The organism is Leptotrichia sp. oral taxon 215 str. W9775 (assembly GCF_000469505.1).
Classification (GTDB): Bacteria; Fusobacteriota; Fusobacteriia; order Fusobacteriales; family Leptotrichiaceae; genus Leptotrichia_A.
In genome coordinates this window covers 40,791-67,273 of the sequence record NZ_KI272827.1, presented here as the reverse complement: position 1 = coordinate 67,273, position 26,483 = coordinate 40,791, and the positions used below count along the sequence as shown (strand labels likewise).

Below are 26,483 nucleotides of genomic sequence, written 5' to 3'. Positions count from 1 at the left end.
GACTGTATTTAAACAGTTCCGTCTCCTTTCTACAGTTTATTTACTTACATTATACATAATTTAAAAGCATATTACAATGTGAAATTTATCCATTTAAAAAAATATAATTCGTATATAAATAAATAAAAAAAATATATACTTTATTTCTGCCTGAAAAAGAGTAATATATTGCAAAGGGGCACGTATTGTAATATAATATAAATATTTGAAATAGGTTTTAAAGAAAGGATGCTGAATAAATAATGAAGAATATTCTGAAATTTATATTGAAAAGAATAGCACTGGGGCTTGTAACACTCTGGATGGTAATAACTATTACATTCTTTTTGTTACACATGCTGCCGGGAGATCCGTTTCAGGACGAGAAGGAGCTGCCGCCTCAGATAAAAGCCAATCTTATGCAAAAATATCATTTGGATAAACCTTTAGGAGTACAGTACCTGTACTATCTTGGGAATATTGCAAAAGGTGACCTCGGAGAGTCAATGAGGGACAGAGGGAGAACGGTTAACGATACTATAAAGGAAGGATTTAAAAGTTCTGCTGATTTAGGAATAAGAGCTATAATATTTGCTTTAATTGTGGGAATACCGCTTGGAATTACAGCGGCTTTAAAAAGAGGAAAATATCAGGATAAGATAGCCATGGTAATAGCAATTATTGGAATATCTGTTCCAAGTTTTGTAATAGCTGGACTTATGCATAAATATGTAGTGGATATTCATAACGGCTTTTTCATAAAGCAGCTCGGCCTTCCCAGAATGTTCAGAATACGTATATCAGGATGGGATTCATTTGACAAGAAAATACTTCCTCCGATTGCATTGGGACTTTATACAGTTGCGCTGATAGCAAGACTTTTAAGAGGGAAAATGATAGAAGTTATGGGACAGGATTATATAAGGCTTGCTGTGGCAAAAGGTGTGAAGCCGGTAGATATCATATGGAAGCATGCCTTAAGAAATGCCATACTTCCGATAGTTACTATTATGGGTCCTACAATTGCGGCAGTTCTGACAGGTTCGTTTGTAATAGAAAAGGCATTTACAATACCGGGCCTCGGGAAATATTATATTGACAGTATAACAAACAGGGATTATACAATGGTTCTGGGAGTTACGGTCTTTTACGCCATATTTCTTATAGGAATGATGATTGTAATGGATCTGGTGTATGCACTTGTTGATCCGAAAATTAAACTGGGGAAAGGAGATGAAGTGTAGAATGGGGAACATATCAGAAAAAGAAACATTACATGAGAAAATAGCAGAAGGAATAAACGGAAATGAAATAAAAGAAAAAATTCAGGGAGAAGATATACAGAATTTTGAATATGTTCCTACAGCAGATGAATTTTCACTGGTAGGACCTGATACAACCCAAAGTGAAGTAATATATAGACCGAGTCTGACTTTTTGGCAGGACGGATGGAGAAGATTCAAGAAAAATAAGCTGGCGCTGTTTTTTCTGGGGCTGTTATGTGTATTTGTATTCCTTGCACTTTTTGGTCAAAGTCTGACAAAATATTCCTTCAGTGATGTAAATACGAATGAAGAATATCTGAATCCGTTAAAAGGATTTTCAAAAGGTCATTATCTTGGGACAGATATACTGGGAAGGGATTTATTTGCAAGACTTTCCCAAGGGATAAGAATATCAATGCAGCTGTCAATAGTAACTGCGGCGGCATGTGTAGTTTTTGGAACTGTTTATGGAGCGGTTTCGGCATATTTTGGCGGAATTGTTGATACGATAATGACAAGAATAGTTGAAATTTTAATGATAATTCCTTCCATGATTTATATTATACTTTTAATGGTAGTAATGGGAAACAGCATAAAAACTATAATTATTGCAATGTCATTGACAAGATGGCTGAACTATTCACTGCTTGTGAGGGGTGAAGTTCTTAAAATAAAGGAAAATGAATTTGTACTTGCTTCGAAATCTTTAGGAGGTAATTTTTTCTGGATTACGATAAAGCATCTGATTCCTAATACATTAAATGTAATTATAATAAGGCTTACGACAGATATACCGAGTATAGTCTTTACAGAAGCATTTTTAAGTTATATAGGACTTGGAGTGCCGCTTCCGCAGGCTTCCTTAGGAAATCTTGTGTCTGACGGACTTGCAGGAATGTCAACATACCCGTATCTGTTTATTATACCGGCGACAGTCCTTTCATTGATAACGCTGGCGTTTAACATAGTAGGGGATGCACTGAATGATGCATTGAATCCTAAACTGAGATCGTAATTATAAAAAGCGGTTGGCATCAGGTGAATGATGAGAATCGTTCCATATACAGGATGAAATAAAATGCAGTTTATGATAAAAGAATAGAATCAGGAGATAAATAAATGAATGAAAAAATATTGGAAGTAAAAAATTTAAGTGTTTCCTTTAATACATATGCCGGTGAAGTGAAGGCGCTGAGGGATATAAGCTTTCATGTAAACAAGGGGGAAACACTTGCAATAGTGGGTGAATCAGGTTCAGGAAAATCAGTTACAGTTCAGACTGTTATGAAGCTGATACCTATGCCGCCTGGGGAAATAAAAGGTGGAGAAATACTGTTTCAGGGAGAAGATCTTATAAAGGTTTCTGATGAAAGAATGAGACAGCTCAGGGGTGGGAAAATAGGAATGATATTTCAGGATCCGATGACTTCCCTTAACCCTACAATAAAGGTAGGAAAACAGATAATGGAAGGAATTCTGATACATAAAAAAGTAACAAAGGAAGAAGCAAAAAAACAGGCTGTTGAAATGCTGAGAAAAGTAGGGATACCAAAACCTGAAGAAAGATTTAACCAGTATCCGCATGAATTTTCAGGAGGAATGAGACAGAGGGCAGTTATTGCCATTGCACTGTCGTGTGAGCCTGAACTGCTAATATGTGATGAGCCTACAACAGCACTTGATGTTACAATACAGGCTCAGATACTTGATTTGATAAATAGTCTGAAAAAAGAACTTAATATAGGTGTAATACTTATAACTCATGATTTGGGAGTAGTTGCAGAAACAGCTGACAGGGTAATAGTCATGTATGCAGGGGAAAAGCTTGAAGAAGCTCCTGTAAGGGAACTGTTTAAACATCCGAAACATCCATATACGTGGGGACTTCTGAAATCATTACCAAGACTTGACATGGCAAGTGGTGAAAAGCTTGAATCAATACCTGGGACACCGCCAGATCTTTTAAAACCACCTGTAGGAGACCCTTTTGCTCCAAGATCGGAATATGCAATGAAAATTGACTATGAAAAAAAACCGCCTATGATAGATTTGGGAAATGGTCATTTTGTAAAGTCATGGCTTTATGTAAAAGGGGCACCGGAAGTGAAAAATCCTTTTGAAAATAATGGGGAAGGGGGAGAAAAGTAATGGCCGGAATAAATGAAAAGGAAACTGGAAAAGAAAAAATTATTGAAATGAAAAATCTGAAGAAGTATTTTCCAATGAAGAAAAAACAGGTTCTGAAGGCTGTAGATAATGTGACAATGGATATTTACAGGGGAGAAGTTTTAAGTCTTGTAGGAGAATCAGGTTCAGGAAAGACAACCCTTGGACGTACTGTAAGCAGACTTTATCCGAAAACGGCAGGAGATATTTTAGTTGGTGGGAAACCTGCAGAAAGTTACAGCATAAAGGAATTTACCAAGAAAATACAGATGATATTTCAGGATCCCCAGGCTTCACTAAATCCAAGAATGACAGTGGGAGATATTGTTGCAGAAGGGATAGATATTCATAAACTGGCAAGTTCAAAAAAGGAAAGAATGGAAAAAGTATATAGCCTTCTTGAAATTGTGGGACTTAACAGGGAGCATGCCAGCAGATTTCCGCATGAATTTTCAGGAGGACAGAGACAGAGGATAGGAATTGCAAGGGCCTTGGGAGTAGATCCTGAAATCCTTGTATGTGATGAACCTATTTCTGCCCTTGATGTTTCCATACAGGCACAGGTTGTAAACCTTCTGAAAGATTTACAGAAACAGCGTAATCTGACACTTCTTTTTATTGCCCATGATTTGTCAATGGTAAAATATATTTCAGACAGGGTGGCAGTAATGTACAGGGGAAAAGTTGTAGAGCTTGGAAAACCTGAAGATGTGTATAACAATCCAGTCCACAGTTATACAAAATCACTGATTTCCGCCGTTCCGGTGGCAGATCCCGATTTTACAAGGCATGAAAAAGTGGAAATGGAGGAAACGTATCTAAGAAGTCCTGTCGGTGATGTATCTGAAATAAACTTTATACCTGAAGAATCCGAACTTACAGAGTATAAGCCCGGGCATTTTGTGGAAACTTCATTTTTGTTGGAGCATAAACTGATATAATGATACAGGATATTATTATTTTTATAAATGGAAATATATAAATATATAATGAATGATATAATATTTATAGAAAAATATTGAATTATAATGTATAATAGAAAATATTATAAAAAATGAAAGTGAAAAAATTAAGGAGGGAACATGAAAAAATTTTTATTATTATTATCAATGATGGTATTCATGGTTGCCTGTGGAGGAGGTTCTAAAGGTGGGGAAGTTACAATAAACCTGAGAACGGAACCTTCATCAATTGATCCGCAGATAACTACGGATGTAGCAGGAGGAACAGTAGATGAACTTGTAATGGAAGGACTTTTAAGAAAGGACAAAAATGGTAAGTCGGTAGCAGGACTTGCTGAAAAATGGGAAACTACACCTGACGGCCTAAAATGGACATTCCATCTTAGAGACGGATTAAAATGGTCAAATGGAGATCCTATTACTGCAAAGGATTTCAGAGCAGGATGGTTAAGAGCGCTTGACCCTGCAACAGGGGCAGGAAATGCAAATCTGTTATTCCCAATAAAAAATGGGGAAGCTTTCAACTCAAAGAAAGTTAGTGCAGATGAAGTTGGAATTAAAGTTGTAGATGATAAAACACTTGAAGTTACGTTGGAAGCACCAACTCCATACTTTGATGATTTAGTAACATTTAAGGCATATATGCCATTAAATGAAAAATTCTACGGAGAAGTTAAGGACAAGTATTTTATGGAAGCTGATAAGACAATATCTTCTGGGCCTTATTTATTAAAAGAGTGGGTTCATAACTCAAAATTCGTTTTTGAAAAAAATCCTGATTACTGGGATGCAAAAAATGTTAAGACAGAAAAAATTGTGTTGAAGCTTATTGATTCAGACGTAGCCGCAAGTAACTTTAAAAATGGTGAAGTTGATGTTACGGCAGTAAACTTTGAACAGTCAAAAGAATTTAAAGGAAAACCTGAACTGGTACAGGCAAATGACGGGGGAATGTGGTATCTTCTGTTTAACACTAACGTAAAACCTTTAAATAATGCAAAAGTAAGAAAAGCGATATCAATGGCTATAAACAAGGAAGAACTTGTTCAAAAAACACTGGATAATTCAGAAAAGAATGTAAAATCATTTGTTCCTTCAGGAATTGGAATAAAAGGACTTGAAAAGGACTTCGCTGAAGAAGTGCCTACTTCATTACCTGGATACAATCCTGAAGAAGCTAAGAAATTACTTGCTGAAGGACTTAAAGAAGAAGGAATGCAGCAGTTCCCATCTATAGAATTAGTTTTTGGGGAAGGGGCAAATACAAAGGTTATATCTGAATTTATTCAGGCAAGCTTAAAAAATAATCTTGGAATAGACTTGAAATTAAGCGTTGTAAAAGGTAAGGAAAGAGTTCAGAAAACTAAACAGAGAAACTACCAGATAACATTACATAACTGGACTGGGGATTTCTTAGATCCTATAACATATCTTGATTTGTTTGATTCTAAAAATGCAAACAACCGTGGAGATTATAAAAATGCAAGATATGATGAACTTGTAAAAATTGCAAAGAGTACAGCTGATCCTAAAGTGAGAGTTCCTGCAATGATAGAAATGGAAAAAATTATTTCTGAAGAAGTACCGGTAGCAGTTCTGTTCCAAAGACAGAAAAGATATCTGGTAAATCCTGAAGTAAAGGATATTACATTCCTTTCAATTGGAGGAGAATATTTCTTAAGAGATATGTACATGGGAAAATAGGAGTGAGATTTTATGAAATCGAAAAATCAGGAAATAATAGATGTATTTAATTACAGATATGCGTGTAAGAAATTTGACAAAAATAGAAAAGTCAGTGATGAAGATTTTAATACAATTATGGAATCTGCAAGGCTTTCACCAAGTTCATTCGGACTTGAGCCATGGAAATTCCTGCTTCTGAAAAATGAAAAAATGAAGGAAGATTTTAAGGAGTTTGCGTGGGGAGCAATAAACAGCATTAATGGAGCCAGTCATATTGTAATAGTTCTTGCACGAAAAGGAGTTACGGCAGACAGTAAACATATGGAACATATGCTTGAGGATGTGAAAAAGGTTCCTGAAGAAATGAAGGCTGTAATAAAAGAAAAATTTGGAGGATTTCAGGAAAAACATTTCAAACTGCTTGAAAGCGAAAGAAGTCTTTTTGACTGGGCATCAAAGCAGACATACATTGTTCTTGGGAATATGATGACAACGGCAGCTTATCTGGGAATAGACAGCTGTGCGATAGAAGGATTTGAAAGGGAAGCGGCTGAGAAATATTTAAGTGACAGAGGAATATTGGATCTTAATGAATATGGACTTTCATACATGGTAAGTTTTGGTTACCGTGATGAAGAACAGCCTGTAAAAACAAGGCAGAATCTTTCTGAAGTATTCGAAATAATTGAATAAATCAGTAATTTAGAATAATTAATATAATAGGGAAGTGCAATTTAAAAATAATGACTGCATTTCCCTATTTTTATTTGAAAAAAAGAGATTAATACTGTATAATATAGAGTACAGAAAATTATGAAAAATATAGAAGAAATATTGAAATAAATTACAAAAATAAATAAATTTTAAATAGGAAATAAGGAGAAAAAATCAGAATGAGAGAATATGACGTTATTGTAATAGGGGCAGGTCATGCAGGAATAGAGGCTTCACTGGCTTGTGCAAGGTTAGGCATGAAAACTGCGGTTTTTACAATAACTCTTGATAATATAGGTGTAATGTCATGCAATCCTTCTGTAGGAGGACCTGCAAAAAGTCATCTAGTAAAGGAAGTTGACGCATTAGGCGGAGAAATGGGAAGAAACATGGACAAAAGTTTTGTCCAGATGAGAATATTAAATACAAAAAAAGGACCTGCAGTAAGATCTTTAAGAGCACAGTCTGACAGGAAAATATATGCAAGGGAAATGAAAAAAACTCTTGAAAATCAGGAAAATCTTGATACAGTTCAGGATATTGTAACTGAACTTGTCGTTGAAAACGGAGAGATAAAAGGAATAAGAACAAAGACAGGACTTGATTTTAGAGCTAAAGCCGTAATTGTAGCAACTGGGACATTCTTAAGAGGGCTTATGTATATTGGAGAAAAAAGAATAAAAGGTGGAAGAATGGGAGAGCTTTCTTCTGAAGAACTTACGGATTCATTGAAGGCATTAGGCTTTAAAATGGACAGGTTCAAAACTGGAACCCCTCCAAGAATAGATATAAGAACACTTGATACTTCAAAGCTTGAAGTACAGCCGGGAGAAGTTGGAGCTGCATTAAAATTTTCAATGAGAACTCCCGATGAGGAAGTACTTGAAAAACCACAGCTTTCATGCTATCTGACTAGAACTAACCTTGAAGCACATAAAATAATACTGGATAATCTGGACAAGGCTCCAATGTACAATGGAAGCATACAGAGTACAGGACCGAGATACTGTCCGTCAATCGAGGACAAGGTTGTGAAATTTCATGAAAAGGATAGTCATCATCTGTTTCTGGAACCTGAAGGTTTTGACACATCAGAGGTTTATATAAGTGGACTGTCTACAAGCTATCCTGCAGAATACCAGCAGAAAATAGTAAATACAATAGCTGGGCTTGAAAATGCCCATATAATGAGATACGGATATGCGGTGGAGTATGATATTGTAAATCCTCAGGAGCTTGACTACACTCTTGAAACAAAAAGAGTTAAGGGTCTCTATCTTGCAGGGCAGATAAACGGAACAAGCGGTTATGAAGAAGCTGCCGCTCAGGGAATTGTAGCCGGAATAAATGCGGCCCTTAAAATTAAAGGAGAAGAACCTTTTATTCTGGATAGGGAAAGTTCTTACATAGGAACAATGATAGACGACCTTATAAATAAGGAACTTTTTGAGCCATATAGAATGTTTACAGCAAGATCAGAATTTAGGCTTATTTTAAGGGAAGATAACGCTGACATCAGATTATCTGAAAAAGCCTATAAAATAGGATTACTTGAAAAGAAATATTATGACAGGATAGAGGAAAAAAAGAAAAATGTCGCAGAAACAATAGAAAATCTTGAAAATATAAAGTTAGGAATAAGCAATAAAAGACTGGCAGAAGTACTTGAAAGATATGATGAATCCCTGAAAAGTGGAACAACATTGAAGGAAATTCTGAGACGTCCGAAGGTTACTTATAATGATATAAAATATATTGCAGAAATTATGGAAAATATTCCTAATCTTAGCTTTGATGAAGATACAGAATACCAGATAGAAGTACAGGTTAAGTATGAAGGGTATATTGCAAAAGCAAAACAGATAATGGACAGACAGAAAAAGCTGGATGATAAGAAAATTCCTAAAGATTTTGACTATGACGGCATGAAGGGGATAACACTTGAAGCAAAGCAGAGATTAAAGGAAAAAGCTCCATATAATGTAGGGCAGGCTTCGAGAATATCCGGAGTTACTCCTGCAGATATATCTGTACTGCTTATGTATCTTGAAGGAGTTTTAAAACAGTAGTATTACTACTGATAGGAAATTTTGTAAAATATAGATAAAAAGGATAAAAAAACCTGTAATACAAATAATTATTGAAAGTATGGGAAATTATGGAAAATAATAATATAGCAATTGATGATGAAATAAGAAACTATTTCAATGAACTTCTTTTGAAATCAGGAATTTCAGTTGACGAGGAAAAAAAGGAAAAAATGCTCGGATTCCTTGAACTTATGCATGAAAAAAACAAAATAATGAACCTTACTGCAATAAGGGATAAAAAAGGAATGACAGAGAAACATTTTATTGACAGTCTGTTGCTGACTGAAGTGATACAAAAGGAAGAACAGAAATTAATAGATGTAGGAACAGGAGCTGGATTTCCCGGACTTGTCCTTGCAATATACTATCCTGAAAAGAAATTTTTACTTGTGGATTCAGTAAGGAAAAAGATTGATTTTATAAACGAAGTCATAGAAAAATTAAATATTAAAAATGTAAAAACCAGTTCTGAAAGGGCTGAAGAGCTTATAAAGAACAAAAGGGAAAGCTTTGATGCCGCCCTTTGCAGAGGAGTGGCAAATTTAAGAATAATACTGGAGTATATGATACCCTTCTTAAAAGTGAATGGAAGATTTTTACCTCAGAAACTGAATCTTAATGAGCTGGAAGAGTCAGGAAATGCTTTAAAGAAACTAAATGCATCAGTAGAAAATATACATAAGTTTAATCTTCCTGAAAGTGGAGATGAAAGAATAGTATTCGAAATAAGAAAATTAAAGAAAACAGATGGAAAATACCCAAGAAAAACAGGGATTCCGTCAAAGAAACCTTTGTAGAAGAGTAATAAAATGAATTAAAAAATGAAGAAATTACAGGAAGTATGCTTTCTGTAAAAAAATATGAAGGGGATAAAAAATGAAGATTTTGAAGACATTGGCAGGAAATTATGATTTGGAACTTATAGATGAACAGCTAAGTTTTTTAGAAACAATGGAAGCTGTGAAGGGTAAAATAAAAGATTACTATGTTAGTGTTTTGGTGGATTTGAGAGACTATATTGTAAAGGTAAATATAGATGAAAAAACAGACAGAAGCAAGATTAACAGCCTACTGGATGAATTAAAAAAAGAGTTTTCAGGAATAAAAAAAGCAGAGGTCAAAAAAAATTATATAGAAGTTATCGTAGATGAAGGAAAATCAAAAAAATTATATGAAGATATTGAAAGCATACTGAATAAAATAATAGATTTTCTGGAAAAGGAAGAAACAGTCAGCTGCTGTGCCTTCTGCGGTGCTTCACCTGAAGAAGCAGACATAAAGGCGACACAGGTTATAAAAAATGAGTCTGAAATAGATTATATATGTGAAAATTGCCATAAGACAAGACTGGAAGAGCTTGAAAAAAATAAGGAAGAAATGACTTCAAAAAAGGAAAATCATATTCTAGGATTTATAGGAAGTCTTTTAGGAGCTTCTGTCGGTGGGATTTTATGGGTTATTATAGGAGCGTTAGGCTATCTTGGCGCAGTTGCTGTAGTAGTAATTCTGTTTGGTGGAATAGCCGGATATACTTTTTTTACAAAGAAAATGGGGGCAATGGGTTCAGCGTTGTTTGTGCTGGCTTCAAGTATTGTAATTGCCACATCGCACTTTATAACTGTTGTTTTTCACTTTAGGGATGGACTTAGGGCTGAAGGAGTTTCTTCAAGTTTTTTTGAAGCGGCGGAACAGCTTTCGACTTATATGAGCCTAAATCCGGATGTCAGGGGAAGTGTGTGGTTTAGCCCTTACTTTCTGATTGCCCTGCTTGTTACAGTAATTGTAGGAATATTATCAGCAAGGGCGGCTTCAAGGGACTCAAAGGCAATTTATTCTGTAAGCAGGAATTAAGTTTGTAAAAGGTTTAAGTGTAATAAATAATGCCGATAAAATTTAAAATATGAAAAATGGAAAAAAGAGGGATTATGAAACTTCTGAATTTAAAAATAGATAAAATTGTTACAAATAGTAATCAGCCGAGAAAATATTTTGATAATGGGAAAATGTCCGAACTGAAGGATTCAATAAAAAATAGTGGATTACTTCAGCCGATTACAGTAAGAAAAATTTCAAACGGGAAATATGAAATTGTAGCAGGAGAAAGACGTTACCGTGCATGCAGAGAACTTGGAATGGAAAGTATACCTGTTATAGAAATGAATGTTGGTGACGCCAGAGGATATGAGCTTTCTGTCCTTGAAAATATTCAGCGTGAAAATCTTAATCCGATAGAAGAAGCAGAATCCTACCTGATGCTTATGGAGGTTTATGGATACACTCAGGAAAAACTTTCGGAAAAGCTGGGCAAGACAAGGTCTTCAGTTTCAAATAAAATGAGGATTTTAAAACTTCCTGCAAGTGTAAAGGAAATGGTAAAAAAAGGTGAGATATCCTATGGCCATGCAAGAACCCTTTTAAGCCTGTCTGATGAAAAGAAAATAGAAGCAGCGGCAAAAGAAATAATAAATAAGGGGTATTCTGTCAGGGAAACAGAAAGAAGAGTAAAATTCCTTATAAATAAAGGGAATTCTTCAGATGCTTTATCTGGTAGTTTAGATAGCAGAGGAAAAGAATCAGAAAACAAATCACAGAATAAAAATCTGACTGACAAGGAAAATAATGATTTTTCTGAAAAAGAATATAATGGATATGAAGAAGGTTACGAAGAAAAAGACGGTGAAAAATTATTTCTGGAAGGTAAATTGAGGGAATTTTTTGAAAGCAGTGTAGAAATAAAGGGGAATTTACATGGAAACGGTAAAATAGAAATAAAATTCCATGATTATGAGGAGCTGGAAAGAATAATAGGATTGCTGGATATTAATTTTGATTAAAAAACAATACAGGAAAAATGCTAAGTATGATATAAGTAATGTATAATATAATAAGATAAAATAAATATGAAAATGAGATAAAAAAGAAGGAGGTAAAAATGAAATATATAAGAAAAACTTTAATTGCATTTATCCCTCTTTTGTTATCTCTATTTATAATCAGGGGATATATTTCCACAAATAATTTTAAGGGAATACTTGGTTACATACTGAAAACTTCAGGTTTAAATGTTGAATTTAAGAAAGTGGAACTTGAAGGATTTGGAAAATTAAGAATAGATGACTTGAAAGTAAAGGATCAGTCGGGAAACATAGTCATAGATGCTAAAAAAGCCACTGCAAAAATAAATCTCATGCTTCCTTCGAGATTATCAAAAATAGAGGTTTCTAATGCAACCGTCAATCTTGACAGATATCCCCAGAATAAGTTTAATGTATTTAATATATTAAAGCCTAACGATAAGAAGCAGGTTACTTATGATAATACAAATAGGCTGGGAAAACTGTATTTCTATAATTCTGTGTTAAATTATACTGATACAAGTTACGAGAAAAAAATAGCCAAAACCCTAAAAAATGTAAATGGATATCTGGAAGTTTCCAAGTCAAGGGGATTTTCACTTGAGGCAAAAGGAAGTGACGGGGATGAAAGCATAAAAGTATTTCTTGATCAAAAGGTAAATACTTTACAGTCTTTTAAATCAATGTTTGACAGGACTAAAAATACGGATCCTAAAAAGAAGGAATTTCATCTGGGGTTTGAATTTAAAAATGTCAATGTGACAGAAAGTCTGGGACAGTATGTTCCACTGGATATGATAAAGGCTAAAAAAGGTGTACTTACAGGAAATCTGGAGTTAACCCAGAAACATAAAGAAAGTGTAATGAAGGTAAAAGGTAAATTAGATGTGAAAAATGGGACAGTTCAATATGATGACTTTGATGGAGATATTGAAAATATTGATGCAGTAATAGATATGAAAAATGATGACATTACAGTTGATGCAAAAACCTCCATAGAAAACCATCCTGTAACATTTAAAATGAATTACAGCATACCAAAACAAAATGTCAATATAAAATTGACAACTGACAATGTTCCATTTAAGGAAATTGCAAGGTATAAGGTTATAAAGGATTTCAATGTCAATGCCAGTGGAAATGTAACTGGGGAACTTGATGCGGCTGTAAATGTACAGTCGAAGGAATTTACACTGGACGGTAAATTTTCTTCACCTCAGATAACACTTGCAAATTACAGGTTCAAAGATTTAAAGACATCGCTGAAAATGTCTAAGGAACAGATTCTGACGCTGGAAAATACAGCATTCCATTTTGATGAAGCAATAAGTGGATTTAAAGTGAAAAATGATGTTCTTGTACCAAAGTTTACTTATAATGTAAAAGAAAAACGAGGTAACGGAAATTACATCATAACAAACAGGGGATCTGATTACAGTGTAGCCCGGATAACAGGAGAAGCATCAATAAATAAAGAAAATATAATAACAGGAAATTTCAACTCAAATGAGATTTCAGGAAACTATGTTATAAATGTACAAGATCAGCAGATGAATATAAATGCAACTGGAAGGGATTATCTGACGGTAAATTATGGAGGAAATTCCTATGATGTAAATCCTAAGGTAAATAATCTTGTCCTAAAATTTAATAATAAAAATATTTTGCAGTCAGGAAACATACATGCAAAATTAAAGAGCAGGGATAATAAATATTTTGATTTGATAAATGCAGATGTAAATGTAAAAAATGGTTCCTACAATGTAAATGCAGATGTAAATGCAAAAGGACAGAATTTAAGAGTTTCAGGAATAACAACTGCAGATATGAAACATTCATATAAAATTAAAACAACTGAAAAGGGAAGAATTGATGTTGCAAAACTTCTGAGAGCCTACGGATTTAATCTGAAAGGTCTAGACAAAGCTAAATTACCTATGACAGTAACAGCAAATATTTCAGGAAATGGTGATAAGCTGTCGGGTAATTATGAGCTTTACAGCCCTTATGGAGAGTACATTGTAGAATATGAACAGCTTCACGCTAAGGGTAAAATCAATGATTTGCTAAGCCTAAATTTAGATATAAATGCTAAAATGTCTGAATTATGGGTAGGATACCAGAGACTGAAAAATGTTTCGGGGAATTTAAACATAAAAAATAACGTTGTTCATATTTCAAATATAAGTAATGATAAGTTACAGGCAAGTGGTTCATTTAATATGAAAAATGGAAATATAAGAATAAATTCTGAATTGAAGGACTATGTAGTATACAATAATATTAAACCTGAAGTAAATCTCTATATTAAGGATGCAGCAATGAATGTAGACGGTCCTCTGGAAAATATGTCCGGAAGCATAGTTCTACAGCCTTCTAAAACGACAATAGATTCAACTTATATAGGAGATACGGAAGGTATAATAGATATAAGTAAAAGTGTACTGAATTTTAGGAAGTTCAGCTTGAGGGAGAATCAAATAGCTGGAACTTATGATATGAAAACAGGTCTTGCAGATTTAAAACTGAGTCTGACAGAACCTGATATTCCAAAACTGTTTAAATTTAATGATTTGACATTTGGAACATTCTCTGAATTATCTCTTAAAGGGGATTTAAATAAGTTTAATCTGTCAGGAAATGTAAATTTCGGTAATATAAGCTATAAAGGCTACAAAGTACCTTCATTAAATGCAGAACTGGAATATTCAGATGGAAATGTAGATAAGCTCTTTAAATATGGAACTTTTAATGTTAAGGATCTTATTGTCAGAGGGGATAACGATGAAGAACTTTTCAGGACAAACACAAAGTTTGATCTGGAAAATATAGATATTGACTATAAACTTGAAAATCAGAAATTTTCTCTGGATTCAGTACAGGATTTGAAGGATAAAGGATATAGCGGGGATATAACTCTTGATTTTTTCTTTAATGGAAAGCCTGAAAATTTTTCAACAGGAATGACAATTAATTCTGATAAAGTAACATTAAGCGGATTCCCTGTGGAACACCTTGATGTGGATGTCAGTGCCAATAATAAGGGAGTAAATATAGGACAGTTTTATCTGGAATATGAAAAAAATCCATTACTTTTAAACGGATATTTTAACTTCTCCCCTATAAATTATAATATATCAGCACTTGCTAAAAACTTTAACCTTGATTTTCTTGGCCTTGATAAGAATATAAAAGAAGCAGGTGGAATAGCAGACATAGATATTGTGTTTTCACCGGAGCAGACAGTAGGGACAGTTCTGCTAAATAACTTTAATTACAAAACAAAGGATGGAATAACTTTAGTCGATAATGTAAATGCCGACATAAGTGTTGACAACAGAAAGCTGAATGTAAACAGGCTTGATGGAGGTTATAACGGAGGAACATTTACAGTTGATGGAAACCTTGATGTTCCTGTAATTCCGGAAGATTTTATGAGAACTAAGAGACTGGAACTTGGAAAATTTGAACTGAATACCTCTCTCAATAGTGTAAAAGTGAGATACGGTGAGGATATAGATGCAGTTCTAACAGGAGATATAGTATTTACAGAAAACCACCTGTTTGGTAATATAACTGCAGAGTCCGGTGAAATAAGGGCAATACCTAGTTTTGGAGGGGAGGAAAAGAAAGCCTTGTCTACAGAAGAAGAGGAAAAAATTCTGAAAAACAAAACTATAGTTGAAGGGATTGTCGAAGAGGTAATAGACAAGATACTTAAACAGTATACAGTAGATATAAACTTGAGGACAAGCAAGGATGTGAAGCTAAATATTCCTAACATGACTCTTGTAAAAAATATTAAAGGAGGTATTTCAGGAGAAAGTAAGGTATTGTACGAAAATGGTGAAGTAGGACTGACAGGAGAATTTATAATAAAACAGGGATCTTTTTTACTGAATAATAACCGTTTTAAAATTAATAATGCAGAAATAAGATTTCCTGAGCAGTCATCAGGAAGTACGCTTCAGATAGACCCATTTATAGTATTTAATGCAAGTACAAAAGTTGGTAAGGAAAGAATCGAAGTATCAGTTACAGGAAAACCAAGCAATCCTGTTATAGAATTTTCTTCTGATTCAGGACTTTCAAAGGAACAGATAGTTTCACTGCTGGCATTTAACACAGCATCAAAAGGAAATAATCAGGATAATAAAACAGCTGATACAAGCCAGGACGGAGCAGTTGTAATAGGCTCTGTAATAAATACTGCATTAAATGAGTTGATTTTTTCGCCAGTAACTGGTAAAATTGGGGAGACATTTGGATTAAGTAACGTATCTGTGTCAACTGATTTTAAGAAATCTGAAAAGACAGGAGAGTACAGCGGGGCTACTACTTTATACATTCAGGACAACCTTTACAAAGACAAATGGTTCTGGAATTTACAGTTAAAATTCCCGTTCCAGACAAAGACGGAAAATGGAAATACATCCAATCCGGTTGGATATAACGCCTGGATAAACTATAACGTGTTAGAAGGATTGGAACTTAAGATTGGTGGAGAAACCATAACTAAGAGGGATGAAAGCACGAATTTCAAACCCAAAAATGATTTAAATTATTATTTTGGAGTTGATTTTTCAACAAAAGCAGATTCTTTCGGAGATTTATGGAAAAAATTATTTCATAGAAAAAAATTAGAGACTTTATCTAAATAATTAGGAGGAGACAATGAGAAACAAAATTTACGCTTTCATTATAACGGTTACATTATTTTTATCAATGAACGGAATAACAAAAGCAGCTGAAAAGGAAAATTTAAAAGTTGGAACTATTCAGTTTTCACAATTGAAAGAAATTCCGGAAGAATTCCTGAGGGAAAAAATTCCTGTAAAAGAAGGGGACGTTTATTCTAATAAAAGTTTAAGCGAAATATATCTTGCATTAAAAAGATTGAATTATATTTCAAATGTCAATGTCTATCCACAGCAGGAAGGGGATACTGTAAATCTTGTGGTGGAAGTTGATGAAACTGCAAACGCGCTTGAAGCTGCCCAAAGAGCGGAGACAGCTCAGGATTTAACTAAAAAAACAGAATTTGTAGTGTCAAAAGTAGATGTAAAGGGACTTGAAAAAATAAGTAAGGAAGAAGCTTTAAAAAATGTTAAGGTAAAAGAAGGGGATCAGTTCGTACCTCAGGAAGCAATAGATGGTGCTCAGAAAATATTCCAGACAGGACTTTTCGCTTCTGTAGAACCTTCAGTAGACAGGGAAGCTAACAATACTGTAGCTATTACTTATATCGTAGAAGAAAACCCAATAGTAAAGGATATTGAAATATCAGGAAATACCCTGTTCACTGAAGCTCAGCTTGAACAGGCATTAGGAATAAAAGAAGGAGAAATATTAAATGGGAACTTACTAAATCCTGATAACAACGGAATTGTAAAACTTTACAATAAAGGTGGATACACAACTGCCAGAATAGAAACAATCAATGTTTCTAAAGAGGGAGATATAAAAATAGGACTTACAGAAGGAATGGTTGATTCTGTTGTATTTAAAAAGGTAAATTCAAAAAGAGAAAATGAAAGAACAACAGAATATAAAGCAAAATTGAGAACAAAACCTTATATATTTGAAAGATCACAGTCTGTAAAACCTGGAGAAATACTTGAAGCTAAAAACGTAGAAGCAACAATAAGAGATTTATATAGAACAGGGATATTTACTTCAATAGAACCTGTTGTAAGCGGTAGTGAAACTGATCCTAACGCAAGATCTGTAGAATTCCTTGTAGAAGAAAGACCTACAACTACAATAAATGGAAGTATCTCATATGGTACATCGGTAGGACTAGTAGGAGGACTGAAACTGGCAGATACAAACTTCCTTGGAAGAGGTCAGGAAGCATCTATTAACCTGGAAGCATCAAATAAAGGGGATAAAACATTTGACATAAGCTGGTTTGATCCATGGATTAGAAATACTGAAAGAATTCAGGCTGGAGGATCTATTTACTGGAGGGAGTCAGTAGATGACAATGCCGGTCCGTTAGATGTTGAAAAAGTAAGAAAAATAGGAACTAGATGGACGATAGGAAAAGGATTGAATGACAAGATATATGTAAGATTGTCTGCAAGATATGATCATTATAAGGAAATTTTAGGATCAAAACAGATAAATGATAAATATAATCTTATTGCGCTTACTCCAAGTTTGATTTATGATTCAAGAGATAATTCTTTTGCACCAACAAAAGGGATTTACTCTACATTAACTTATGAAAAGGGAGATCTTATAAAAGATAAAAGAAAATATGATCAATTTGAAGCAGATTTAAGAGCTTACCATCATACTTTCTTTAAAGATAAAAACGTTATGGCCTACAGAGTTGTATGGGGATCTACAGGAAGTGGAACACCGGATGCGTTAAGATTCAGTATAGGTGGAGCTGAAACATTAAGAGGATATGAATATGGAAAATTTGAAGGATTTAATAAATTCCATGCAACAGTTGAAAATAGAACACAAATAAATAAAACATTACAGTTTGTTACTTTCTTTGATATAGGAAATGCCTGGCAGAAATCTACAGTAGTCGGAGGTAGAAAAATAAACACACCTGACAGACATGGTGCAAGTAAGTTTGCAGATCTTAAAAAAGGTGTAGGAGTAGGAATAAGACTTAACACACCAATTGGACCATTAAGATTTGATTATGGTTGGCCACTTGATCCGGAAGAAAAAGGCGGACAAAAAACAGGAGGAGAATTCTACTTCAGTTTTGGACAGACATTCTAATATTAAAGGAGTTGTTTCAAATGTATAATATAAAAGAAATAGCGAAATTAATAAAAGGTGAGATAAAAGGAAATGATAATCTAAGTTTTCTTAGATTATCACCTTTTTTTCATGCTACAGAAGATGAAATTACTTTCGCAGCTGATGAAAAAATGTTGAAAAATATTGATAAATGTAAAGCGGGGGCGATTATTGTTCCCCTTATGGAAGGACTGCCTGCTGACAGGACTTATATTACTGTAAGCAGTAATCCAAGGGAGTTGATGCCTATTCTTCTGAATTACTTTAAGCCGAAAATTCAGCCATTTCAGAAGCAGAGGGAAGATTCAGCAGTAATAGATGAAACTGCTACTGTTTCTCCTGTAAATACTTACATCGGGCATAATGTAAAAATAGGAAAGAATGTTGTCATTTATCCTAATGTTTCAATATTTGAAGGAACTGTGATAGAAGATAACTGTATTATCTATTCCAATGTTACGGTGAGGGAATTTACTAAAATTGGAAAAGGTTCTATAATTCAGCCGGGAGCAGTTATAGGATCTGATGGATTTGGATTTGTAAAAGTTAATGGAAATAACATAAAAATCGAACAGATTGGAAATGTTATTATTGAAGAGGAAGTTGAAATAGGAGCAAATACCTGCATAGATAGAGGGACAATAGGAGATACAATTATAAAAAAAGGAACAAAGATAGACAACCTCGTACATATAGCCCACAATGATATCATTGGAGAAAACTGTTTTATAGTGGCTCAGACAGGAATTTCCGGAAGTGTTGAAGTGGGAGATAATACAACACTTGCAGGGCAGGTAGGAGTTGCAGGGCATCTTAAAATAGGAAATAACGTAATAATTGCCGCAAGATCAGGAGTTACAAATGATGTGCCTGATGGAAGTAAAATGTCAGGATATCCTTTAAGGGAACATATGGAGGATTTAAGAATAAAAATGTCAATGGGTAAAGTTCCTGAACTGGTTAAAAAATTTAAGAAACTGGAAAAGGAATTGGAAAAACTCAAAGGCTAAAGTTTATTTTAATTCTTTTCTTGACTTGTTATTTCAAATAATGTAAAATGGATTAAATAAATGAAAGAAGAGGGAGTAATAAATGAAGAAATTACTAATAGGAATTTTGTTACTTATATTAACTGTAAGCTGTGGTAGCAAGCCGGAAACAGTTGTATCAAAATTTATAGATAATGTTAAAGAAAAGAAAATTGAAAAAGCATTTAAGGATTATGTTGTAAATCAGGATGCCGAAGGAAATATGCATTTGGAATATAATAATAAGACACAGCAGCTGCTTTTTGAAAAATTATTTGAAAATCTGGAATACAAAATAGTAAAAACTGAAAAGCAGGATGCAAATACATCAGTTGTTACAGTGGAAATAAAAAATATTGATGTAAAAAAAGTGTTTAAAAAAATGTTTGAAAAAATGCTGCAGGATACGTTTTCTAATGGAAGCAGCAATAACACATCATCTGAAGATGAGTTTAAAAGTATTATTGAATCAAAAAATGTTCCAAAATCTACATACACTACAGATTTTGTAGTTGTAAAAACTGAAAATGGAAATAAAATAGAAATAACACCTGAAAATATGGATGTTTTACTTGGAAAACTGATAACAACATTACAAAATCCTGGTAATTTAGATGATAATGAGCAGGAACAGCAGACAGGAGTATCTGAAGACGGTCCAAACGCAGGAGATACGCAAAAGCCAAATGAACCAAAAATAGAAAATAATGGTAAATAAGCTATAAATAAAGAGGTGTATCGCCCAACTCTAAGTCGCATAGGCGATGAAAGTGGGCGGTATTTTTATTTGAAAATATATAAAATAGAAAAGGAAATAGAAGAATGGAAAATAAATCAAAACTAATAAGAGGAACAAGTAAATGTGCAAGATTTTTTGTATGTGATTCTACAGAAATTGTAAAGGAAGCAAAAAGAATACATGGTACTGATCCGGTTGCAACAACATTGTTTGGGAAACTGTTAACAGTGACTGCAATGATGGGAAAGGACTTAAAAGGGGAAAATGACCTTATTACGTTAAAGACGAATGGAGACGGTCCATACGGAAATATGCTTGCTACAGGAAATAAAAAAGGTGAAGTAAAGGGATATGTGGGAGCCATTGAGGAAGAAAAAATAAACGGTCTGATAAATGAAAATGGTGAATTTATAACTAACGAACAGGGTCAGATAAAATTTATAGGAAATGGAACATTACAGGTAATCAGGGATATGGGATTAAAAGAACCTTTTGTGGGTCTTACACATATTGCAGGAGAAGACATAGCAGATACAATGGCTCATTATTTCCTAATTTCAGAGCAGATAAAATCTGTAGTTGCTTTAGGAGTTAAGCTTTCAGAAGATGGAAATGAAGTGGAGAAGGCAGGAGGATATATAATACAGCTGCTCCCGGGAGTTGAAGATAGCTTTATAGACAAGCTTGAAGATAAATTGAGACAGATAAGAAGCATAACGGAACTTCTTTCAGGTGGATTTACTCCGGAAAGAATAATAGAACTTCTGTATGAAGATATTTCCGTGGTTGAAGAAGAGGCTGAAATGTCAGGAGCTCATGTAAAGAAATATGTTGAAGATTATGAAATTCTTGAAGAATCTGAAATTGAATATAAATGTAACTGTACAAGGGAAAAATATTATAAAGGAATTCTAACTTTAGGTAAAGAGGAGATAGAACACATACTTAAAGAAGAAGGTAAAATAGAAGCAGAGTGTCATTTCTGCGGTAAGAGATATGTTTTTACAGAAGAAGATTTTAAGGATATAAAGTAAAAACTGGCGACTAAAAAAGTTTTATAAACAGAAAAATAATTTTAATATCATAATATAATGAGAGGATGTTTAAAATGTCAAAATTATTAAAGGTAGGAGTAATCAGAGGTGGAGTTTCCACTGAAAGAGAAGTTTCAATGAATACAGGAAGTGAAATTATTAAAAATCTTAACAGGGACAAATATGAAGTTTTTGATATTGTTATAAACTCAGAAAGGGAAGTATTTGAAAAACTTGAAAATCTTGACCTGGATTTTGTATATATAGCGTTACATGGAATATTTGGAGAAGATGGAAGGGTACAGGCAATTCTGGAAAGCCTTGGAATAGCTTATGGCGGACCTGGAGTTATGTCAAGTGCACTTTGCATAGATAAGGAACTTACAAAGAAAATTGTGGAAACTTATGGAGTGAGAACAGCAAAGGGTGTGTCCATAAGAATAGGGGAAGGATATAACTTTCAGGAAATAAAGGAAAAGCTTGGAGACAGAATTATAGTAAAGCCTAACTCAGGAGGATCAAGTATAGGAGTAAGTTTTGTGGAAACAGAGGAAGAATTTAAAAAAGCTCTTGAACTGGTTTATACAATGGATAAAACTGCTTTAGCGGAAGAAGTGCTGTCAGGAACTGAAATAAGTGTACCTGTAATAGATGGAAAAGTATTTCCGACAGTTAAAATAGAAGCTGTTGCAGGAGATTATTTTGATTATGAATCTAAATATTCAGAAGGTGGAGCAAGGGAATTTGTATTTGAATTTCCTGAAGAAATACAGAATGAAATAGACAAATTTGCTTATGACAGCTACTATGCAGTAAAATGTGAAGGATTTGCAAGGGTGGATTTTATGGTAGTAGGAGATAAACCTTATTTCATGGAAGTAAATACATTACCAGGAATGACAGCTGCCAGTCTTTTACCAAAAAGTACAGCTTCAAAAGGATACAGCTATGTGGAAACACTGGATTTACTTATAGAAGCTTCAAGAAACATAAAAAGATAGAACAGATTAAAAAATATAGGGAATAGAACTGTACAGAAGCAGGGATATATACGAAGGGAGAATCCGTTATGGAAAGAATAGCAAGTTTTCAAGTTGACCATGTGAGACTTAACAGGGGACTTTATGTATCAAGAATTGATGAAATAAATGGAAATTATCTTACAAGTTTTGACATAAGAATGAAACTTCCAAACAGGGAGCCGGTAATAAATATTGCAGAATTGCATACAATGGAACACCTGGGGGCGACATTTTTAAGAAATCATCCAATTTGGAAAGAACAAATAGTATACTTTGGGCCTATGGGATGCAGAACAGGTTTCTACCTTATACTTAAAGGAAAACTTGAATCAAAGGATATAGTTGATTTAATGAAGGAACTTTATAAATTTATGGCTGAATTTAAAGGGGATATTCCTGGTGCAACAGCTATAGAATGTGGAAATTATCTGGATCAGAACTTGCCAATGGCTAATTATGAAGCTAAGAAGTATCTGGAAGAAACTCTGGAGAATTTGGGAGAGGGAAATTTAAATTATCCGGAATAGTGAAATTTGAAAGGAGAAAAGGTACATTTAATAAATGTATCAGATAATAGAGAATGAAAAAAATACTAATTTTATTTCTTGTAATTTCAGTAATGGTTTTTCCTGTAAAAATTACAAAGGAAAAAGGTGTGAATATTTCCAAAATAGAAATGGAAAACAGGAAAAATGAAGTTATAAACCTTGTAAATCAAGTAATTGACATGGATTATAAAAATAAGTTTGAATTAAATTACGGAGATGATCAAGGTGTAATTTCAACAAATGAAGTTATAAATAAAAAAATAAAGGAAAAATCTTCAATAACAATAAAGAGAATTAATTTTTTATCATTGGATAAGATAGAAGCGTTTTATGATGAAAAAACACCTGACATAGTTTCTCTGATAACTACAAATGATTTTAATGAACTTATAAAGAAAAGGCTGGAACAGGAGACTGGATTAAAAATATATAGTGAAAATGGAGTTTATGCACAGCTTTCTGAATACGATAAAGGCAAAGTGCATGAAATATATTTTTATCTTACTTTAGATGAAATTTTAAAAAGCCTGGATTCCAATAACTTGAAATATAAGCTCAATAGCCAGAAGGTAGTTTTGGAAAAAATTAATAACCAATGGACTACAAAAGGGGTAGAAACTTTAAATAGCACAAATTTAAAATAATCAAACAATATTAGGGAGTGATTTATATGAAAAAAATCATGATTTTGGCCGTGAGTTTAATAGTTTCAATCAGCAGTTTTGCAGGTTATAAAGATGATATGATGATTAGAATGGAAATTAAAGAAAAGAGTGTGGAAAAATCATTTGGAGGAAGCAATGCAGAAATGAAAAATGCAGCAGCAGCTATTTATGAAGGTTGGGATGAGGAATTAAATAAAGTCTATAAACTGTTAATGGCAAAATTATCAAAAAATGAACAGTTGAAACTTAGAGATGAAGAAAGAGCATGGATTAAAAAAAGAGATAAAAAGGCAAAAGCTGAAGCAAACACATTCTGCGATACTGTAAATGGAGAAAGACTTTGCGGAACAGGCTATGGTCTGGCATATACAGAATCTTTAATAGCAACAACAAAAGAAAGAGCTGTCGAATTATCAAAAAGATATGAGAAATTAAAATAAATCTACATATAATAAAGTTTATAAAGAAGGAGTCTTATGAGAAAAATATTAATTTTATTCTTTATTATTTTTTCTTTAAGTCATTCATTTGAGCTAAAAAAAGAAAATTTTAAAATTACTAAAAATAAGAGTTTAAAAATATTAGAAACTGAAATGAAAAGTCAAAGTGATAAAGTTATAGAAGTTTTTCATAAAAAAATTTCAGATAGGATAGAAAGTAAAAATAAGATAATTCGATATTCAGAAAATACTAATTTAGAAACTGGTGAGAAAAATTTGAAAGTTAATCTACCAGATATTTTACTAAATAATAAGTTTTATGAAAAAACAATTTTTGAAATTGAGGGAGTAAACTTTTCTTCAAAAAATAAAGCAGAAGTAATTTATATAGAAAAATCACCAAATATGGTCGAAGTTATGTTTTCTGATGAATTTGAGGAGACATTGATAGATAAAGTTTCTGAAAAATTAGGATACGAACTGGATAAAGAAAAAATTCAAAATTTATCTAATGAAGAAAAAATCAAAGTAAATACAATAATTTTTTCTGAATATCAGAAAGAAATGTTAAAGAGGTTAGATAATAATCAATTTGAATATGAAACTGAAAAGAAGAAAATGATTTTCCAAAAAAATAAGGAAGAGTGGGAATATAAAGATGAAGAAACATTAGAAAGTGATAGTTCTGATAATAATAGTATTTGAGAGAAATATAAATTTTAAATTATAGAATTTAATAGTAAAGGAAGGATTGAAAATGTCCAAAATAATAGATACTCATACACATATTTATGACGAGCAGTTTCAGGAAGATTTTAATGATGTCATGAAAAATATAGAGGAACAGATGGAAGGAATAGTAAGTATTGGCTTTGATATGGAAAGTTCATTGAAAAGTATAGAACTTGCAAATAAGTATGATTTTGTTCATGCAGTGATTGGAATACATCCTGTAGATATTAAAAAATATAACGCTGAAGTCGACAAGGAACTGGAAAAACTGGCACTGAGTGAAAAAAAGGTTGTTGCAATAGGAGAAATAGGACTTGATTATCACTGGATGGAAGATCCGGAAGAAGTGCAGAAGGAAGGTTTCAGAAGACAGATAGAACTTGCTGAAAGGGTAAAATTACCGATAGTGATTCATACAAGGGAAGCATTGCAGGATACACTTGATATTTTAAAGGAATATCCAAATGTAGGAGGTATACTTCACTGCTATCCTGGATCTTTTCAGGCGGCAAAGCCTTTTCTTAACAGATATTATATAGGAGTAGGTGGAACAGTTACTTTCAAAAATAATAAAAAAACTAAGGAACTGGTAAAGGAATTGCCTCTTGATAGGATAGTCCTCGAGACAGACTGCCCTTATTTGACTCCTGTACCTTTTAGAGGAAAGAGAAATCAGCCTGTCTATACAAAATATGTTGCTGAAGAAATAGCGGCAATAAAGGGAATCTCTGTAGAGGAAGTAATAAAAGTTACGACTGAAAATGCCAAGAAAATATATAATCTGTAGATTGAAGGAGAAATGATGGAAATATACGGAATAGGAACTGATATCATTGAAATAAGCAGGATAAGGGAAGCTATTAACAGAACTTCATCATTTAAAAGGAAAGTTTATACTGAAAAGGAAATAGAATATATAGAAAAGAAGAAGGAGCCCTATGCCAGTTATGCCGGAAGATTTGCTGCAAAAGAGGCAGTTTCAAAAGCACTTGGAACAGGTGTGAGGGGCTTTTCTTTAAATGATGTGGAAATACTTAATGATGAGCTGGGGAAGCCCACTGTTACCCTTTACAATAATCTTCTGAATCATGCAGAAGACCTTAAAATACAGATAAGTATTTCACATAGCAGGGAATATGCGGTTTCTACTGTTATTATCTATAAAGAATAAAAAACTGGGGGTAGGATAATAAAATTAATTTTAAAAATAAGTTATTTAGAATAGTTACTTTATTTATTTTAGAATTAATTTTACTGATAAAGCCAAGTTTGCTTATTGTTTAAGGGATCAGAAATTTCTGAAAGAGAGGCAACTAAAAATCTATAAGGAGAAATTTAAATGAAGAATGGCAAAATCAAGGAATATCTGAAAAATAAAATATTTGAAGTTGAAATTGATTTGAAAAATGTAAAAAATAGTAGCAATTTTTTTAAAGAAATGAATGATGTTTTTCATTTTCCTCCTTATTTTAGAAAAAACTCATATGATTCTCTGAATGACTGTATGAGAGATTTAAGCTGGATAGAAGAAGATAAAATTATTATTATTTTTAAAAATTTAAATTTTCTAAAGGAAAGAAATGAAAAGTTATTTTTAGATATATCTGCTTCTTTAGAATTATATAGGAATTTCTGGAATGACAGTATAGATTCAAAAAACAATGTAAAGATTATTATTGAGTAAGTTTTTAAAGAATGATAATAAATATTGAAATAAGAAAAGGTAAGACTGAGATTGTAAAAAAAGATTTTAGCTTATTTTAGAATGGAATCCAACAATATTTAAGATA

At 33.1% G+C, this 26,483-nt stretch carries 23 protein-coding genes; all 23 read left to right on the top strand.

Annotation, left to right across the window (positions count from 1 at the left end; translation table 11 throughout):
- Positions 1-242: 242 nt before the first annotated feature.
- The 23 genes from HMPREF1984_RS02155 to HMPREF1984_RS02045 all read left to right on the top strand — a co-directional run bounded on the left by HMPREF1984_RS02155 (position 243) and on the right by HMPREF1984_RS02045 (position 26,377).
- Positions 243-1,223, top strand: coding sequence for an ABC transporter permease (locus HMPREF1984_RS02155; RefSeq protein ID WP_021766234.1), 981 nt, complete (start codon positions 243-245; stop codon positions 1,221-1,223).
- A 1-nt stretch (position 1,224) separates the two neighbouring features.
- Positions 1,225-2,259, top strand: coding sequence for an ABC transporter permease (locus HMPREF1984_RS02150; RefSeq protein WP_156894229.1), 1,035 nt, complete (start codon positions 1,225-1,227; stop codon positions 2,257-2,259).
- Positions 2,260-2,363: 104 nt separating this feature from the next.
- Positions 2,364-3,392, top strand: a complete 1,029-nt coding sequence (locus tag HMPREF1984_RS02145) for an ABC transporter ATP-binding protein (protein WP_021766232.1) — start codon at positions 2,364-2,366, stop codon at positions 3,390-3,392.
- Complete coding sequence (locus tag HMPREF1984_RS02140; protein WP_021766231.1) at positions 3,392-4,351, top strand: ABC transporter ATP-binding protein; 960 nt, start codon at positions 3,392-3,394, stop codon at positions 4,349-4,351. The genes HMPREF1984_RS02145 and HMPREF1984_RS02140 overlap by 1 nt, the downstream gene beginning before the upstream one ends.
- A 141-nt stretch (positions 4,352-4,492) precedes the next feature.
- Positions 4,493-6,076, top strand: a complete 1,584-nt coding sequence (locus HMPREF1984_RS02135) for a peptide ABC transporter substrate-binding protein (RefSeq protein WP_021766230.1) — start codon at positions 4,493-4,495, stop codon at positions 6,074-6,076.
- Positions 6,077-6,088: 12 nt separating this feature from the next.
- A complete protein-coding gene (locus tag HMPREF1984_RS02130; RefSeq protein ID WP_021766229.1) occupies positions 6,089-6,751 on the top strand; it encodes an NAD(P)H-dependent oxidoreductase in 663 nt (220 codons plus the stop codon).
- A gap of 200 nt (positions 6,752-6,951) precedes the next feature.
- The gene (gene mnmG / locus HMPREF1984_RS02125; protein WP_021766228.1) at positions 6,952-8,841 is read left to right on the top strand and encodes a tRNA uridine-5-carboxymethylaminomethyl(34) synthesis enzyme MnmG; all 1,890 of its coding nucleotides are present in this window, start codon (positions 6,952-6,954) and stop codon (positions 8,839-8,841) included.
- Positions 8,842-8,963: 122 nt separating this feature from the next.
- Positions 8,964-9,659: a 16S rRNA (guanine(527)-N(7))-methyltransferase RsmG gene (rsmG, locus tag HMPREF1984_RS02120; protein ID WP_036099481.1), complete on the top strand. Its 696-nt coding sequence runs from the start codon at positions 8,964-8,966 to the stop codon at positions 9,657-9,659.
- 79 nt (positions 9,660-9,738) lie between these two features.
- Positions 9,739-10,713 (top strand): hypothetical protein, encoded by a 975-nt coding sequence (locus tag HMPREF1984_RS02115; protein WP_021766226.1) that lies wholly within the window; start codon positions 9,739-9,741, stop codon positions 10,711-10,713.
- Between the two features lie 74 nt (positions 10,714-10,787).
- A complete protein-coding gene (locus HMPREF1984_RS02110) occupies positions 10,788-11,696 on the top strand; it encodes a ParB/RepB/Spo0J family partition protein (protein WP_036099452.1) in 909 nt (302 codons plus the stop codon).
- 98 nt (positions 11,697-11,794) lie between these two features.
- Positions 11,795-16,378 (top strand): translocation/assembly module TamB domain-containing protein, encoded by a 4,584-nt coding sequence (locus HMPREF1984_RS02105; RefSeq protein WP_021766224.1) that lies wholly within the window; start codon positions 11,795-11,797, stop codon positions 16,376-16,378.
- Between the two features lie 13 nt (positions 16,379-16,391).
- Positions 16,392-18,464, top strand: coding sequence for an outer membrane protein assembly factor (locus tag HMPREF1984_RS02100; protein WP_036099450.1), 2,073 nt, complete (start codon positions 16,392-16,394; stop codon positions 18,462-18,464).
- 20 nt (positions 18,465-18,484) lie between these two features.
- Positions 18,485-19,495, top strand: coding sequence for a UDP-3-O-(3-hydroxymyristoyl)glucosamine N-acyltransferase (gene lpxD / locus HMPREF1984_RS02095; protein ID WP_021766222.1), 1,011 nt, complete (start codon positions 18,485-18,487; stop codon positions 19,493-19,495).
- An 82-nt stretch (positions 19,496-19,577) separates the two neighbouring features.
- Positions 19,578-20,231, top strand: a complete 654-nt coding sequence (locus HMPREF1984_RS02090) for a hypothetical protein (RefSeq protein ID WP_021766221.1) — start codon at positions 19,578-19,580, stop codon at positions 20,229-20,231.
- 104 nt (positions 20,232-20,335) lie between these two features.
- Positions 20,336-21,286: an Hsp33 family molecular chaperone HslO gene (locus HMPREF1984_RS02085; protein ID WP_021766220.1), complete on the top strand. Its 951-nt coding sequence runs from the start codon at positions 20,336-20,338 to the stop codon at positions 21,284-21,286.
- A gap of 74 nt (positions 21,287-21,360) precedes the next feature.
- Positions 21,361-22,287: a D-alanine--D-alanine ligase gene (locus HMPREF1984_RS02080; RefSeq protein WP_036099448.1), complete on the top strand. Its 927-nt coding sequence runs from the start codon at positions 21,361-21,363 to the stop codon at positions 22,285-22,287.
- Positions 22,288-22,355: 68 nt separating this feature from the next.
- A complete protein-coding gene (locus HMPREF1984_RS02075) occupies positions 22,356-22,835 on the top strand; it encodes an S-ribosylhomocysteine lyase (protein ID WP_021766218.1) in 480 nt (159 codons plus the stop codon).
- A gap of 53 nt (positions 22,836-22,888) precedes the next feature.
- Complete coding sequence (locus tag HMPREF1984_RS02070) at positions 22,889-23,500, top strand: hypothetical protein (protein ID WP_021766217.1); 612 nt, start codon at positions 22,889-22,891, stop codon at positions 23,498-23,500.
- 26 nt (positions 23,501-23,526) lie between these two features.
- Positions 23,527-23,961, top strand: a complete 435-nt coding sequence (locus tag HMPREF1984_RS02065; protein WP_021766216.1) for a lysozyme inhibitor LprI family protein — start codon at positions 23,527-23,529, stop codon at positions 23,959-23,961.
- Between the two features lie 36 nt (positions 23,962-23,997).
- Positions 23,998-24,666, top strand: a complete 669-nt coding sequence (locus HMPREF1984_RS02060) for a hypothetical protein (protein ID WP_021766215.1) — start codon at positions 23,998-24,000, stop codon at positions 24,664-24,666.
- Positions 24,667-24,718: 52 nt separating this feature from the next.
- A complete protein-coding gene (locus HMPREF1984_RS02055) occupies positions 24,719-25,480 on the top strand; it encodes a TatD family hydrolase (RefSeq protein ID WP_021766214.1) in 762 nt (253 codons plus the stop codon).
- Positions 25,481-25,495: 15 nt separating this feature from the next.
- The gene (gene acpS, locus HMPREF1984_RS02050; protein WP_036099445.1) at positions 25,496-25,864 is read left to right on the top strand and encodes a holo-ACP synthase; all 369 of its coding nucleotides are present in this window, start codon (positions 25,496-25,498) and stop codon (positions 25,862-25,864) included.
- A 168-nt stretch (positions 25,865-26,032) separates the two neighbouring features.
- On the top strand, positions 26,033-26,377 hold the full coding sequence (locus tag HMPREF1984_RS02045; RefSeq protein ID WP_021766212.1) for a barstar family protein: 345 nt from the start codon (positions 26,033-26,035) through the stop codon (positions 26,375-26,377).
- Positions 26,378-26,483 lie beyond the last annotated feature (106 nt).

Coding starts and splice junctions, on each gene's coding strand:
- HMPREF1984_RS02130 (WP_021766229.1), top strand. CDS start 6,089: ATGAAATCGAAAAATCAGGAAATAATAGATGTATTTAATTACAGATAT.
- HMPREF1984_RS02065 (WP_021766216.1), top strand. CDS start 23,527: ATGAAAAAAATCATGATTTTGGCCGTGAGTTTAATAGTTTCAATCAGC.
- HMPREF1984_RS02045 (WP_021766212.1), top strand. CDS start 26,033: ATGAAGAATGGCAAAATCAAGGAATATCTGAAAAATAAAATATTTGAA.
- HMPREF1984_RS02115 (WP_021766226.1), top strand. CDS start 9,739: ATGAAGATTTTGAAGACATTGGCAGGAAATTATGATTTGGAACTTATA.
- HMPREF1984_RS02155 (WP_021766234.1), top strand. CDS start 243: ATGAAGAATATTCTGAAATTTATATTGAAAAGAATAGCACTGGGGCTT.
- HMPREF1984_RS02070 (WP_021766217.1), top strand. CDS start 22,889: ATGAAAAAAATACTAATTTTATTTCTTGTAATTTCAGTAATGGTTTTT.
- HMPREF1984_RS02080 (WP_036099448.1), top strand. CDS start 21,361: ATGTCAAAATTATTAAAGGTAGGAGTAATCAGAGGTGGAGTTTCCACT.
- HMPREF1984_RS02060 (WP_021766215.1), top strand. CDS start 23,998: ATGAGAAAAATATTAATTTTATTCTTTATTATTTTTTCTTTAAGTCAT.
- HMPREF1984_RS02085 (WP_021766220.1), top strand. CDS start 20,336: ATGGAAAATAAATCAAAACTAATAAGAGGAACAAGTAAATGTGCAAGA.
- HMPREF1984_RS02145 (WP_021766232.1), top strand. CDS start 2,364: ATGAATGAAAAAATATTGGAAGTAAAAAATTTAAGTGTTTCCTTTAAT.
- HMPREF1984_RS02100 (WP_036099450.1), top strand. CDS start 16,392: ATGAGAAACAAAATTTACGCTTTCATTATAACGGTTACATTATTTTTA.
- acpS (WP_036099445.1), top strand. CDS start 25,496: ATGGAAATATACGGAATAGGAACTGATATCATTGAAATAAGCAGGATA.
- HMPREF1984_RS02135 (WP_021766230.1), top strand. CDS start 4,493: ATGAAAAAATTTTTATTATTATTATCAATGATGGTATTCATGGTTGCC.
- HMPREF1984_RS02075 (WP_021766218.1), top strand. CDS start 22,356: ATGGAAAGAATAGCAAGTTTTCAAGTTGACCATGTGAGACTTAACAGG.
- HMPREF1984_RS02140 (WP_021766231.1), top strand. CDS start 3,392: ATGGCCGGAATAAATGAAAAGGAAACTGGAAAAGAAAAAATTATTGAA.
- mnmG (WP_021766228.1), top strand. CDS start 6,952: ATGAGAGAATATGACGTTATTGTAATAGGGGCAGGTCATGCAGGAATA.
- HMPREF1984_RS02055 (WP_021766214.1), top strand. CDS start 24,719: ATGTCCAAAATAATAGATACTCATACACATATTTATGACGAGCAGTTT.
- HMPREF1984_RS02105 (WP_021766224.1), top strand. CDS start 11,795: ATGAAATATATAAGAAAAACTTTAATTGCATTTATCCCTCTTTTGTTA.
- lpxD (WP_021766222.1), top strand. CDS start 18,485: ATGTATAATATAAAAGAAATAGCGAAATTAATAAAAGGTGAGATAAAA.
- HMPREF1984_RS02090 (WP_021766221.1), top strand. CDS start 19,578: ATGAAGAAATTACTAATAGGAATTTTGTTACTTATATTAACTGTAAGC.
- HMPREF1984_RS02150 (WP_156894229.1), top strand. CDS start 1,225: ATGGGGAACATATCAGAAAAAGAAACATTACATGAGAAAATAGCAGAA.
- HMPREF1984_RS02110 (WP_036099452.1), top strand. CDS start 10,788: ATGAAACTTCTGAATTTAAAAATAGATAAAATTGTTACAAATAGTAAT.